Source organism: Methyloglobulus morosus KoM1 (assembly GCF_000496735.2).
In the GTDB taxonomy this organism is placed as follows: Bacteria; Pseudomonadota; Gammaproteobacteria; order Methylococcales; family Methylomonadaceae; genus Methyloglobulus; species Methyloglobulus morosus.
This window is the reverse complement of the sequence record NZ_AYLO01000018.1, coordinates 1-12,625: the sequence shown is the minus strand read 5'-3', so window position 1 is coordinate 12,625 and position 12,625 is coordinate 1. Positions and strand designations below refer to the sequence as shown.

General features: G+C 49.0%; 21 protein-coding genes. 1 reads left to right on the top strand and 20 read right to left on the bottom strand.

All coding sequences use genetic code 11. The annotated features are described in order from the left end of the window. Nucleotides 1-102: 102 nt before the first annotated feature. The 19 genes from bfr to nifB all read right to left on the bottom strand — a co-directional run bounded on the left by bfr (nt 103) and on the right by nifB (nt 10,402). On the bottom strand, nt 103-579 hold the full coding sequence (gene bfr, locus MGMO_RS02890) for a bacterioferritin (RefSeq protein ID WP_023493527.1): 477 nt from the start codon (nt 577-579) through the stop codon (nt 103-105). Between the two features lie 22 nt (nt 580-601). Then, entirely contained in the window at nt 602-790 is a 189-nt protein-coding gene (locus tag MGMO_RS21025; protein WP_023493526.1) for a (2Fe-2S)-binding protein, read from the bottom strand. Between the two features lie 35 nt (nt 791-825). Next, nucleotides 826-1,110: a BolA family protein gene (locus MGMO_RS02885; RefSeq protein WP_023493525.1), complete on the bottom strand. Its 285-nt coding sequence runs from the start codon at nt 1,108-1,110 to the stop codon at nt 826-828. A gap of 23 nt (nt 1,111-1,133) precedes the next feature. Beyond that, a complete protein-coding gene (locus MGMO_RS02880; protein WP_023493524.1) occupies nt 1,134-1,991 on the bottom strand; it encodes an SIR2 family NAD-dependent protein deacylase in 858 nt (285 codons plus the stop codon). Beyond that, complete coding sequence (locus MGMO_RS02875) at nt 1,988-2,287, bottom strand: class I SAM-dependent methyltransferase (protein ID WP_023493523.1); 300 nt, start codon at nt 2,285-2,287, stop codon at nt 1,988-1,990. Before MGMO_RS02875 ends, MGMO_RS02880 begins: the two co-directional genes overlap by 4 nt. Before the next feature lie 48 nt (nt 2,288-2,335). After that, nucleotides 2,336-2,668: a 2Fe-2S iron-sulfur cluster-binding protein gene (locus MGMO_RS02870; protein ID WP_023493522.1), complete on the bottom strand. Its 333-nt coding sequence runs from the start codon at nt 2,666-2,668 to the stop codon at nt 2,336-2,338. 14 nt (nt 2,669-2,682) lie between these two features. Then, the gene (locus MGMO_RS02865; protein WP_023493521.1) at nt 2,683-2,988 is read right to left on the bottom strand and encodes a 2Fe-2S iron-sulfur cluster-binding protein; all 306 of its coding nucleotides are present in this window, start codon (nt 2,986-2,988) and stop codon (nt 2,683-2,685) included. Between the two features lie 23 nt (nt 2,989-3,011). Then, nucleotides 3,012-4,166: a DegT/DnrJ/EryC1/StrS family aminotransferase gene (locus MGMO_RS02860; protein WP_023493520.1), complete on the bottom strand. Its 1,155-nt coding sequence runs from the start codon at nt 4,164-4,166 to the stop codon at nt 3,012-3,014. Nucleotides 4,167-4,177: 11 nt separating this feature from the next. Next, nucleotides 4,178-4,438, bottom strand: a complete 261-nt coding sequence (locus MGMO_RS02855; RefSeq protein ID WP_023493519.1) for a hypothetical protein — start codon at nt 4,436-4,438, stop codon at nt 4,178-4,180. Between the two features lie 2 nt (nt 4,439-4,440). Next, the gene (nifT, locus tag MGMO_RS02850) at nt 4,441-4,653 is read right to left on the bottom strand and encodes a putative nitrogen fixation protein NifT (protein WP_023493518.1); all 213 of its coding nucleotides are present in this window, start codon (nt 4,651-4,653) and stop codon (nt 4,441-4,443) included. Nucleotides 4,654-4,690: 37 nt separating this feature from the next. Then, entirely contained in the window at nt 4,691-5,848 is a 1,158-nt protein-coding gene (locus tag MGMO_RS02845; RefSeq protein WP_023493517.1) for a cysteine desulfurase family protein, read from the bottom strand. Continuing rightward, on the bottom strand, nt 5,845-6,207 hold the full coding sequence (locus MGMO_RS02840) for a DUF3024 domain-containing protein (protein WP_036306643.1): 363 nt from the start codon (nt 6,205-6,207) through the stop codon (nt 5,845-5,847). The genes MGMO_RS02845 and MGMO_RS02840 overlap by 4 nt, the downstream gene beginning before the upstream one ends. 38 nt (nt 6,208-6,245) lie before the next feature. Next, nucleotides 6,246-6,485 carry a nitrogen fixation protein NifZ gene (locus tag MGMO_RS02835; protein WP_023493515.1) on the bottom strand — a complete coding sequence of 80 codons (240 nt, stop codon included), beginning with the start codon at nt 6,483-6,485 and terminating at the stop codon, nt 6,246-6,248. Beyond that, nucleotides 6,482-6,802, bottom strand: a complete 321-nt coding sequence (locus MGMO_RS02830; RefSeq protein WP_023493514.1) for a nitrogen fixation protein NifZ — start codon at nt 6,800-6,802, stop codon at nt 6,482-6,484. Before MGMO_RS02830 ends, MGMO_RS02835 begins: the two co-directional genes overlap by 4 nt. A gap of 11 nt (nt 6,803-6,813) precedes the next feature. After that, entirely contained in the window at nt 6,814-7,617 is an 804-nt protein-coding gene (locus MGMO_RS02825; RefSeq protein ID WP_023493513.1) for a 4Fe4S-binding leucine-rich repeat protein, read from the bottom strand. Further along, nucleotides 7,595-8,128 carry a hypothetical protein gene (locus tag MGMO_RS02820; RefSeq protein WP_023493512.1) on the bottom strand — a complete coding sequence of 178 codons (534 nt, stop codon included), beginning with the start codon at nt 8,126-8,128 and terminating at the stop codon, nt 7,595-7,597. The genes MGMO_RS02825 and MGMO_RS02820 overlap by 23 nt, the downstream gene beginning before the upstream one ends. Before the next feature lie 24 nt (nt 8,129-8,152). Beyond that, on the bottom strand, nt 8,153-8,527 hold the full coding sequence (locus MGMO_RS02815) for a HesB/IscA family protein (RefSeq protein ID WP_023493511.1): 375 nt from the start codon (nt 8,525-8,527) through the stop codon (nt 8,153-8,155). 9 nt (nt 8,528-8,536) lie between these two features. Then, entirely contained in the window at nt 8,537-8,761 is a 225-nt protein-coding gene (locus MGMO_RS02810) for a 4Fe-4S binding protein (protein ID WP_023493510.1), read from the bottom strand. Nucleotides 8,762-8,839: 78 nt separating this feature from the next. Next, nucleotides 8,840-10,402: a nitrogenase cofactor biosynthesis protein NifB gene (gene nifB / locus MGMO_RS02805; RefSeq protein ID WP_023493509.1), complete on the bottom strand. Its 1,563-nt coding sequence runs from the start codon at nt 10,400-10,402 to the stop codon at nt 8,840-8,842. Between the two features lie 912 nt (nt 10,403-11,314). Here nifB and MGMO_RS02800 point away from each other — a divergent pair. Continuing rightward, entirely contained in the window at nt 11,315-11,749 is a 435-nt protein-coding gene (locus MGMO_RS02800; protein WP_023493508.1) for a hypothetical protein, read from the top strand. A gap of 74 nt (nt 11,750-11,823) precedes the next feature. Here MGMO_RS02800 and MGMO_RS02795 read toward each other — a convergent pair. After that, the coding region (locus tag MGMO_RS02795) for a fibronectin type III domain-containing protein (protein ID WP_036306637.1) at nt 11,824-12,625 on the bottom strand (802 nt) is incomplete at its 5' end.

Below are 12,625 nucleotides of genomic sequence, written 5' to 3'. Positions count from 1 at the left end.
GATTACGGCGCACGGAAACTCCCTGCTTATCTGAACGTTAACCTGTTTATGCTCCTAATACGCCCAGCACTGAACCCCCAATCGAACCGATAACCTACCCTCTCAAGAGGCCGATCCCATTTGTTCCTGCAAATAATTTTGCAAGCCCACCTTGCCTATCAGTTCGAGCTGGGTTTCCAGCCAATCGATGTGTTCTTCTTCACTTTCCAAAATATCCTCGAAAAGCTCGCGCGATATATAGTCTTTACACGACTCGCAATAGGCGATGGCTTCCTTAAGCAAGGGATGCCCCAACATTTCCAATTTCAGGTCGCATTCCAATATTTCCTGGGGATTTTCGCCGATCAACAGCTTGCTGAGCTCTTGCAGGTTGGGCAAGCCTTCCAGATATAAGATGCGGTTGATCAATTGATCCGCGTGTTTCATTTCATCAATCGACTCATGATATTCCTTCTCATTCAATTTCTGAAAACCCCAGTTTTTAAACATGCGGGCATGTAGAAAATACTGGTTAATCGCTGTCAATTCATTACACAGCACCTTGTTGAGGTACTCAATAACTTTTACGTCGCCTTTCATTATTATTCTCCTAGACCCTATATCAACCCGCAGTTAGACAGGCTATCTCAGATTTTCCTTCATTCATAATCTGATAAGCATGGCGCGCACATTTGCCACAACAAGCAGCCACACCCAAGCGTTGCTTAAGATCGCGCATCGAGCACGCGCCATTTTTTACTTCAGAGCGTATCTGGTTCTCTGTAATCGGCCTACATACACAGACATACATCGCTATTTTCCTTGATACCGATTGTTATAAGATGACTATGCCTTCAATGCCTTTTCATCAGGTGTCAATGCCTTGATCCTAAGGGCGTGGATTTCCGTCGGCATAAAACTGGCCAGTGCATCATAAACCAAGCGGTGACGCTGGACCATAGAGCAGCCAACAAACTGTTTAGAGACGATAGAGACCACATAATGGCCTGCACCGTTCTGTGCGCCCGGATCACCGGCATGTGCCTGACTGTCGTCGATAATATCTAAAAAATCCGGCTGCAAGGCAGTGTTAATCGTTGCTTGAATTCGTTCGACTCTGCTATTGCTCATATTTGCTTGCCTTATTGTGGTCGTCACACAGCCGCTGCAACGGAAGGTTCCAACGAAGTTTCGGTCAATTGCTCAGCGAATTCCGCCAACGGTATCCGAATCGCTTCGATATTCTGCTCGGTTAAAAAACGCAGTTCGTTACGGGTCGGCTCATTCTCCAACACTGCCCAATGCTTGGCTGATGACCGCTTCATGATCTGGCGTGCGAAGCTGCGTTCCAACTGGTTGCGAAAGCGGCAACCCAAGAAAAGGAAACTCCGATCCGTCCGCAATTGCTGGACGACTTGCGGAATCGGGGTTTGAATGTCGATTTCGGTCAGCACTTCCACATAATCGGAATCGGACACAATAAAGTTTTTATCCGGCGCTATCGAACCCAGCGGCTTGTACAGGACTGTCGCCCACTGTGTGGCTGCCGATGCTTCCGCTGGCGTGCCGTCGGCATTGTAATAATGCACCCACTCGTTGAAGTGTTCCGCCCGGCTCACCCCCTGGATCTGGCCGAAGTTTTTTCGGCCTTGCAAGGCGGCAGCCATGGTCGCGTCATACCACACGTCAACTATCAATGGCAAAGGCTTGGGCATGGAAACCAAGTAATCGTGCAAATAGGTCGGCGCAGGCTTGCCCTGAAATGCGTCGCCCATTAATCCCACCAGCGTCTTACGATGCTTAAAGTTTTCGATATACTGGCTAGCGGCAGTCAGGTTTTTCTTGATCTTATGGGGTACGGTAACCTTCGCCGTAATTAAGTCCACAAGCAGTTCCGGCGAACCTGGCACCGCTACGTCCGCTTCCAGGTTCAGCACTTCCGGTCCAAGATAAGGGATAATCCTACCCGACTCCAGGCCCGCCCGAATCTGCGTTAATGTTGCGCTGCTCATGTCGCATTCTCCCCAATACATGCCGTCTTCAAGGCATCGACTTCCAGGCGCGGCAGACGGAATAACCCGCGCCCACCGGAGAGTGCCTGATAGCAGTTATGGGTATGTCGGCTCAAATAATTAAACCAATTTTGTGCAGTAACGCCAGACGGGCGTTCGCCAATCTCGATCACAGAGCCATCGGGCTGGAAGCGCAAGTGGATAAGGCAATCGATGGCTTCCTTGGCCACTACTTCCACGTTAACAGCCGCTGTGGCCTCAGCCTGGGGTTCAGAATTTGTTTCATTGGTATCCATAAAAATCTCCTAATTTAAGAACCTAATATTAAGTCTATCTGGCTTAAGTCAGTGTGGCATAAGCTCAACCGTTACATCATGCGCGCCCAGCATGGCTTGACATGCCAGCCTGCTCAACATATTCGCACCGTTGAGTTGGGTAAGCCGTTCACGCTCTTTAGTCCGTATTTTGGATAAGCTGCGCCAACCGAAGCGGACTACGACATGGCAGGAGCCGCAACGGCTGCGCCCCCCGCATTCATCGATAACCGACTCCCCTGCATCAGTAATAGCCACCAGTAGACGAGTCCCGCCAATGACTTGAACCGTCCTGCCGGAAGGCAGGATCGTGAGGTTAAGCGCACTGTTTATGCGCCTGTCCGCCCTTAGGTAGCCCGACACAGGCGATTCTTTTTTTATAATCCAGACGCAAAGCTCAACAATTCCACAGTCACGTCTTCGGTACCCAGCAATGCTTGGCAAGCCAATCTTGATTTCGAGCCGATGCCGATCATGCTGTCGAGCCTTTCATGTTCGGGGCGCTGTGCCCTGGATAAGCTTTTGCGGCCTTCCTGCACAAACAGGTGGCAAGAACCGCATTCGGCCTTGCCGTCGCATTTATGTTCGATAGGCTCCCCGGCGGCGAGCAATGCCGCCAACAAGCTTGTGCCGACCTCGGCTTCAAAGGTTTTGCCGGAAGGCTGAACGGTAATAGATGGCATAGTTTTTCTCCTGTTGTATAAAGTTATAAATAAATGGCGGCACCTGCACCAATATTGATCGAGGCATCCTTCGCTGTTTGAACGATAAATCCCACCTGATCCTCAGTTAGATGCCCGTGGAACGGCAAAGCAATAGCGCGGTCGGCCAGTTTTTCGGTGACAAAGAATTCACCCCGGCGATAGCCGATATCGCTGTAATAACGTTGCTGATGCAAGGGCTGGCAATAAGCAAAAACTTCAATCTGTTCGGTTTCCAGGTCGAGGATAATGGCATCCCGACTGGAGCGGGAAAAACGGGTACCGAGATGGACGATATAAAACGACCAATGAACCTCATCGACATCGGGCGCGACATAAGGCGGCTTGATGCCTTCAAAGGATTGCATGTATTCGTTGTAATAACCTTCGATCACTTTACGTCGTTCCAGGATTTCATCGATCCGTTTGACCTGGACCAGCCCCAAGGCGGCGCTGAAATCCGATAACACGGCCTGATAAGGTACGGTACTCCCCACCACCACCGATTGCCGCTCTTCGATTTTGCGCCCACGATTGCCGCGCAGGCGTGCAGCCAGTGCGGCATCATCGGTCACGATCATGCCGCCTTCACCACAGGTTATCGGCCCAGGCTGGGACAGGTCGAAGATAGAGCAGTCGCCGAAATTACCGACCAACTTGCCTTGATAAACCGAACCCAGCGCTTCGCTGGAATCTTCGATCAACAGCAGCTTATGTTTGGTTGCCAGCTCACGGAATGCCTGCCAGGGTGCAGGATGACCACAGGTATTGCCGACCACAATCGCACGGGTTTTACTCGTGATTTTTGCAGCCACTTTCTCCGAAGCCAGTGTCCCTGACCAATAATCGATGTCCGCAAAGACCGGTATCGCGCCTGCCAGCGTTATTCCGTGCGCCGTTTCGCGAAAGCTGAAGGAAGAGGCGATGACTTCATCGCCAGCGCCAATCCCGTTGACTTTTAGCGTTAGCATCAAACCCAATGTTGCACTGCTCACGGCCACGGCATGTTTACGTCCCAGGTAGCGAGCAAAAGCCGCTTCAAATGCCTCCACCACCGGCCCTGCACTCAACCGGGGGGACTTAAGCACCGCCTCGACAGCTTCGAGTTCTTGCATGCTGATATCGGGATCGGAAAAAAGTATCGTCGGATTCTGGTTCATAAGGTCTCCTTTTACTTCACCGCTATAATCAGGCCGGTTGCTTTTAGCGGAGCGTTGGTAATCCGCACGCAGTGATCCGAGGTATCGATTAGATAGACATTCAAATCAGGCGATTCGAACCAAGCCTGTTCGGCATCCATATCGCTCGCATCGCAGCGGGTGATTGATAAGCCCGGAATGCTTTTACGCAAGGTGGCAATCCGTTCCGATGTTGTTGCCGAAGCCGTCAACATCGCCTGGATTTGCTCGACTGTTTCAGGGTTGATTGCCATAGTTAGTCACTGGCCAACTTACGCGCATCCACCGTTAACGGCAGGGTTGTTCCCGGAGGCAGGATGGGCAGCTCCAATTGCCAGCCGTTGGCGAGATGCACTATCCCGCCCCAAAGCTCAGGTTTTTCCTGAAATACAATGGGTTCTTCCAAGTCTTTTTTAGGCACATAAGCAGACAGTACACCAGCGTCATTTCTGCGGATCATAACTTTCATTGCATCTCCAAGATTGCATTAATTAAACAAATTACAGTCATGCCGCCTCTGCCAGGAGATTGTCAATCAGCTCCGGGAGAACTTCGATAACCCTATCAATTTCTTCCATTTTGGTATACCGGCTAAGCGAAAACCGGATGGTGGCCGCAGCCTGTTCGGGGCTAAGCCCCATTGCCAGCAATACGTGCGACGGTTCGGTGCCGGTGGAAGTGCAGGCAGCGCCCGCAGAAACGCAGATTTCTGCCTTATCCAGTTTGGTAATCAACAAATCGGCATCGATCCCGCCAAAACAAATGCTGGAAGTGCCCGCCAGGCGTTCGCTTGCTGCACCGTTGACGGAACTCCAGGGAAATAACGCCAGAATTTTTTGTTCCAGACTATCCCGTAATGCCGCCACCCGCGCCTCGGATTGCAATTTTAATTCGGTCATGGCGAGTTCTGCCGCCACGCCTAATGCGATAATCCCTGGCACGTTTTCGGTGCCGCCACGTCGTCCGCGTTCCTGATGCCCAAACAATACCGGTGGCAGTTTGCGCCCTTTACGCACAAATAATGCCCCTATCCCTTTGGTGGCGTGCAGCTTATGGCCGGAAAGTGAGAGGAAATCGACGGGGACTTGGCTCAAGTCAATCGCTACTTTGCCGACCGCCTGCACGGCATCGGTATGGAACAGTACGCCCTTTTCGGCGGCTATTTGCGCCGCTTTGGCAATCGGGAATAACGCACCGGTTTCATTATTGGCCCACATCAGCGATATTAAAGCTGTGTCACTTGTGATAGCGTTGCTCAGGTCGTCAAAATTAAGCTGTCCGCAAGTATTGACCGGAAGATAAGTTATCCGTTTGCCTTGGCCTTCCAAGTGCTGCAACAGCGCAAGTTGGGATGGATGTTCGACCACGCTGGTTATGATGTGCGATTTGTCAGGGCATAAGGCCAATGCCCCCAATATCGCGTGATGGATAGCTTCGGTACCGCTGCTGGTGAATACGATTTCCGGCGAGGTCGCGCCTACCAATGCCGCTACTTGGGCACGTGCGGCCAGGACTTTCAGTTTCGCCGCCTCACCCAACCTATGTTTGCTGGACGGGTTGCCGAAATTATCCTGCAGGGAAGCCGCGACTGCAGCCATACACTCAGGCGCGATTGCGGTGGTGGAATTGTTGTCGAGATAGACTATGGTGTTGGTTGCGATCATTGCCAAAACCTCCGTTCTGGATCATCGCGCAATACCGCCAAAATCGGTCGCAAGGCGGGGTAATCGGCATAAGCAGACCATGCCCCGGTCTTATGATCCTTATGATATAAGCGCCAGCCTTGTTCTTCAGCCATAAACTCCAGTCGGGCGATATCGATGATGCCGCCATCGGGGTCAATATTCCTAGAACAGCAAGGGCTGGTGATAAGGTATCCGTTAACCGTGGCCTGTACCATCGGCGATACATAACGGTAGCGTTTGCGGTTAACCAGGGCGCGTTCAATGCGCTTAAGATCCATTTCATTAGGCTGCGGAGAATGTGCCATAACCGTTGCTTTTGCTAAGATTCTGCAATTCATGGTAGCCGATTCTCCTGACAATAAGGCGGTCATGACCATCATCCCAAGCGTAGCTCTTCTTCCAAGCAACCGATGACATGACCGCTGGCGAACTCGACCAGATAAATTGGCACATTGGCATCTTCATGATGGCCGACATTGACGATTTCACCGGGGCTACCGGCGGCAACCAACACCGCTTCAAGCTCATGATCCGGATAAGAGCCGTCATTGCACAGGTCGATCTCTGCAAAAATTTTTTGACCCCATTGGAATTTGGGTTGGCGCAAGTCAATCATGCAATTTCCGCCCCTTCTTCCAATTTTTCTTTCGGCGGCGGCGGGTTATCCAACGATTCCAATTCCCGGCCTTTCATTCCAACGGCATAACCCCGTTCAGGAAAATCCACCGCATAAATGTAATACTGTTGCAAAAAGGTGTTGATGCTCTTGACATAGCCGATCTCGCCTTTTTTAACTAAGGTTTCGCCAATTTCCGCACCGTTAAACGTGCCATCATTACGCACGACTTTCTTTGATTTGACCTTTTCGCCAAAATTATACTTCGGCGGACTGTTCAATTCGTTAACTTCACTATCTCGGCTGATGTCACCCATAAAATTCTCCTTTAGTTAGGCACTATAACGCCACTTTGTCCTTTGACAGGAAAAGTAAAGTAAGAGGAAAGACGTTGTTCGACCAATTCGCGTACGGCCAGCTCAGGATCGCTTCTAAAGCCTTCCAAGCTACCCCGATCCAGCCTACCTGCGATTTCATAACGTACCCGCCAATCCGGATCCTTAACCAGCGCTTTGAGGTGATCGACATGTAACCGCAAAACCGCTTCCAGACGAACACTTGCCTCAGTATCTTTGGCCAAAGTCAGCAGCCCTTGTAGGCCGATACGCCGAGCGACGACTTTACGTACCTCAGGGTCGCGGTCATTGACCATAACTGCCAGTTTTTCTAGCGGCAACCTGCGCGCCACAACCTGCCTCACGTAATAATCGGGATCGTTCACCATGCCCATCAGTTCATGGGTTTCCAGACGCTGCGCCACCCGAATCCGTACTTCCCTATCCGGGTCTGATTTCAGGGCCTTGATCTGCCGTGAGTTGGCGGGCAAGCGTAGGACGACACTTTGGCGTACGGTTTCATCAGGATCGTGCAGCAGCCTTTGCAGATGAAAGATGTCCAGGTATTTTGCCGCCACGGCGCGCACTTCAAAATAAGGATGCGTAATGTAATCCGTGGCAAGCTTTGGATTCCAGCGAAAAAATCGGTCGATACGTCGTGCATAACGGTCTTGTACGCAGGCATGACCAAGACGGCAACGGCCTTCAGCTTGGTTTGCAAACTGTTCGCACGCAGAACAGTCCAGCAATCTGCCCTCCCAGTCCCGCGCTTCGTCAATCTCCGTCTTCGTCGCCATTTTCACGCCGCTCCAATACCGTCAATAGCACTTTGCCGCCCGTCTTGTCGTTGGGATCGAGCTCCAACAACTTGGTTATTGCCGTACGGCCCTCATCCAAATTTCCAAGCCGCAACTGCAAATAACCGTAGCCTTTAAGGGTGAATAAGAAAAAGCGCGGCATAATCGCCCCAAAATTATCAAAGTCGGCATCGTCCGGCTTTGCTTTCCGCCAATCTGAATCCATACCGTTATCACGCGCTGCTTTAACCAGACACTCTTGGGCAATCTTCAACGCCTCGGCCAATTGGTTTTTGTAAAAATAAAACCGATAAAAACCAATAAATACTGCCGGATGATCCGGTGCGGCCTGCTTCGCCTTATTCAGGTGCATGACCGCTGTTTCGTCCTGATGGTAATTCTGTCCCGCCAGTTGCAAATGCTGTTCAGCTTCAGCGGGCAATCCTTCACCCAAATAAGCCGTGTCCAGGATGGGATCGGAAATCTCTAATGACAACCCGGCTGCGGACATAAGCTTATCTACCCCGCGCCTTGGTTAATTAGCTTTGGGTTGAAAACTAACCACCTTAACTTCACTGCCGCCAGCAGGCGCACTGGTACTGCAAGTCCCGCAACCTGTTGATTTCGGATCTTGAAAGACAAAACCGCTCGACATAGGCGTTTCGACAAAATCCATGGTGACGCCCTGCAACAACAAGCGGCTTTCAGCAGGCAGGAATAGCTTTATGCCTTGTATGGTAAAAGCGGCATCGCCGGGTAACGGCTCGGCCTCTACCGAAAATTCCGAAGCCAGCCCGGAACAACCACCGGGCTTTACTGACAGACGAAATCCTGCGCCTGCCCCCATGCCGCTGAAATTCACCATCCGTTTGATGAATTTTTCCGCGCCGCTTGTTATTGTAATATCCATAAATCGCTCCTAGGCAGCCTGGTAACGTGGGAAAGAAGTGTCGATAATGCAGGTCTTATCAATCGGACAGACAGCGACGCACTGCGCTTCGTCATGATGCCCGATGCATTCGGTGCATTTATTGGGATCGATGATAAATAATCCGTCTTTGGTTTCGGAAATTGCCTTGTTAGGGCATTCCGGTTCGCAGGCTGAACACCCGGTACAATTCGATTCAACAATTTTATAGGTCATTGGTTTAGCTCCTTAAACTTAATAATCCACCGTCGGTGACTACGCTTTAGACGCAGCCACCTTCGGTGCGATACGTTGTTAAGCGGCTGACGAAGCCATTAACGCACCTTGGCGAATCTGTGCATCGCCACGCACGACATGTTCGATTTCGCCGCTTTTCACCTTGTCGAGATACGCCTTAAAGTAGGCAATGGCGGATTGTTCGATAAACTCACCGGCATATTGGTCGACTGGATCGATACCTGCCGTTTTCAAGTCGTTCTTCGGACAGCCGCCGATCTTGGCAACAAAGACTGCGTGACAATCGTTGATAGCGCGAATGACGGTTGATAGCGACTCTTCTTCGCCATAACCGCCCTGGCAATACAAATCGACCCGGCGGTGACCGACGAATTTTGCACCGCCCGTGGTAAGCTCATAAACTTGGAATTCATTCGCGTGGCCGAAATGCTCGTTCACTTTACCGCCGCCTTTGGTAGCGACCGCGATCAACATACTGATGTCGCTATGCTCACCGGCCAAGGTTTCCATTTCGGATTTCTTTGCGGCAGATACAGCCAAACGCTCTATCTCTACCGCATCTTGATAAGCCTTGCGGGATTCAAGATCGTAACTGACTTCCATCTCCATGATCTTATCGGTAGTGAATTCGGCACTGCGGTCTTCACCCAACAAGCCTACCGCGTCCGCACGGCATTGGCGGCAATGGCGCATCATGTTCATCTCGCCTTCGCAACTGTCTTGCAAGGCTTTCAACTCTTGTGCGGTCGGCCCGCGTTGGCCTGTCAGGCCGAATACCGTGCCGTGTTCCGGCGCGGAGATAAGCGGCATGATATTGTGCAAGAACGCACCACGGGACTTGACGGCCTTATTGACTTCAACCAAATGCTTATCGTTTACACCAGGGATCATCACCGAATTGATTTTGGACAAGATGCCGCGCTCAGTCAACATTTCCAGTCCTAGCAACTGGCGATCAGTCAAGATTTTCGCGGCTTCCACGCCGGTATAGCGTTTTTTCTTGTAGTACACCCAAGGATAGATCTTGGCGCCGACTTCCGGGTCGATCATGTTGATGGTAATGGTGACATGGTCGATGTTATATTTTGACAATTCCTCGACATGGTCGGGCAAGGCCAAGCCGTTAGTGGACACGCACAATTTAATATCGGGCGCAGTCTTCGCAATCAACTCAAACGTCTTGAACGTTTTTTCAGGATTGGCCAGGGGATCGCCAGGGCCGGCGATACCGAGCACCGTCATTTGTGGGATGGTGGAAGCCACCGCCAACACTTTTTTCGCCGCCGTTTCCGGCGACAGCTTTTCACTCACCACGCCCGGACGGCTTTCATTCGCACAATCGTATTTACGGTTGCAATAATTGCATTGGATATTACAAGCTGGCGCAACCGCCACGTGCATACGTGCATAATGGTGATGCGCTTCTTCGCTGTAGCAGGGATGGTTTTTGACCTTATCCCAAATTTCTTGGGGCAGGTCGTTCTCCCCTGCGCCAGAACCGCAACTCGCTTTTCCTGAACCGCCCTCAGTACCGCAGCCTTTGTGTTCGGCGACTTGTTGCAAGACTGCATCCAGGTCAGGTGGCGGCGTAGATACCTCTATATTTAATTCGTTTAGCATGTTTTGCTCCTCAATTTAGAACCCGTTTATCGACAACACCAATTCTTTCAAATCAAACTATTCAAATCAAAATTTGCAATAGTCATGCCAAATATAAATATTGTTTATTATCAATTAATTATAAAATATCGATAGCTTTATCAATTGTCTGAACTTCTACAGTTTCTTGTAGTTTTGTAAACTTTTGTATGAAAAGTAACAAAATGCTACTTTCAGCTTAATGCTTGGTATTGTTTAGTACGTGTTCCTAGTTAGGACTTGACTTCGTTTGCGTCAAAAACAAAAAATCAACCCCAATGATTTAGGGCTCTTTAATTCCGGGGTAGCTAACTGGCGGGGTTCTATTACGTTGTGTTGTGTGTGAAAGGATGCGAGACAACGATTGGCTCAACTATCGAAATGTGGTGCTATCGACCCAAGAGCCATTTCTATACCCTCAAGGCTTGGATGGGTTCAACCCATTTTTTTAACGTTTTTACACGCCCTGGATCACGGGCCGACTATCAGGACTGAACTTTTATTTTCCTAAGTCAGACGTTCAAAAACAACCTATGGTCGTTATCATTTATAATTGTTTCTATTGTTTTTGCGTATTATCATCGAAAAAGCCACCCAAAATCATACGAAAAAAGCCGCTAAAAATTATTCAAACCAGCCACTCACGGCTTCATTTTGTCTTGCTTATCAACTGGCAATTGCGACCCACAGCGGACTCTCATAATTGTTGGAGTATTAAGACTTTGAGGGGATGGGTCTGGAAGAATGTCGATCTGGTGTCGATTTTCAGATCTTACGGGTTAAATAAATTTCTGCCTGCTTTGAAGTAAAATGTACGAGTCAAATTTTTATTAATGTTACAATTTCCCGATCTATTTGCGTTTTTGTTCGTTCATTAGACAAAGGTAGCACTCCATGAGTACAATCAGCGACAATTCTGAGATTTCAACACTTTCCCGCATCGTAAGGTCACAAGTTGAACATGAAGACAATCTAATCAGTCACAGGATCTCGTGGCTCCTCATGTCACACTCGTTTATTTTTTCGGCATACGCCACACTACTCGTGTGGCCGCCCGGATACCCGAAGTACGAAGTCCAAATTGCCAAGTTAGCAGATTTAATTCCACTCCTCGGCTGTGCTTCGGCTTTACTTGTTTGGATTACGGTGTTGGCTGCCATTATCAATACCAGCCTCTTGTACTGCTTTTACTGCGAAAAAGAAACACCTTCCGAACAGTCTTTAGAAGTTCCACCAATCTTGGGTAATAAATGGACACATTTATTTGGCTTGTCAGCTCCAGCGCTATTACCGCCAATTCTTTTCTATGTATGGTGGCAGTTCATCTAGACTGTACAATTGGCATTCTTATCAAGAAAATATTATGGCTCGGGACGGAACGATGTTTTACGTATCCACCTGAGTCATATTACTACTGTAGCTATATTGCTTGGAGGGCCGTCCCCAGTTCGGTTGAAAGGGATGACTTGGAATTGCATTTTTACCCCTTTTTTATTAGTTGACAGGGGCAATGTAAGCTGTAGTGTAAATGATATATCGACCAATATCCAATCATCCGCTTTGTCATCGTTTATATCCAGTTTTTTTACTTTATAAGCTATTACGTGATCACCATTTTTCGGAGCTGTCCAAGTTAGATGAATGATTTTATTAGACTTCGTAAATTTCCCTTCAAGTAATACTGGCTTTGTGGGACTAGCCTGGGATGTATCGAGAACGGCGGCTCTTAACAGTTCATGTTCGGTAGTTTTAATGTAAGCTATTGCGTGGTCAATATCTTGCTTCCAAGGTCTTTGGTGTGATGGAAACGTTTCAATCGGATCAGAACAACTTATAAAAAATACACCCATCTCATCTATGTGTTCCTTTAATTTATCCTTATTTTTTAAAATATCATTAAATTTAAGAACTCGATTGACGCGATCAGTGGAGAGTTTAAACCTCTCAAGAGCATAATTACCATAAGCTATCAGCTTAAAATAGACTTGCGTTTTATCACAACCATTGAATATCCAGTTCTGCGCTTCTTCTTCTATTGATGAAGTATCAACAACACAACGCATTGCTTGTGCGCTTATCAATGTATTAATTACCTGTCTCTCTATACTGTGTTGGTTAAGAACAACGCTGAGAAGATATGGCATATACTGGTTTTCCCAATCCATTACGGGAATGTCCTTCTTTAACAATGAATCATAGGAAAGT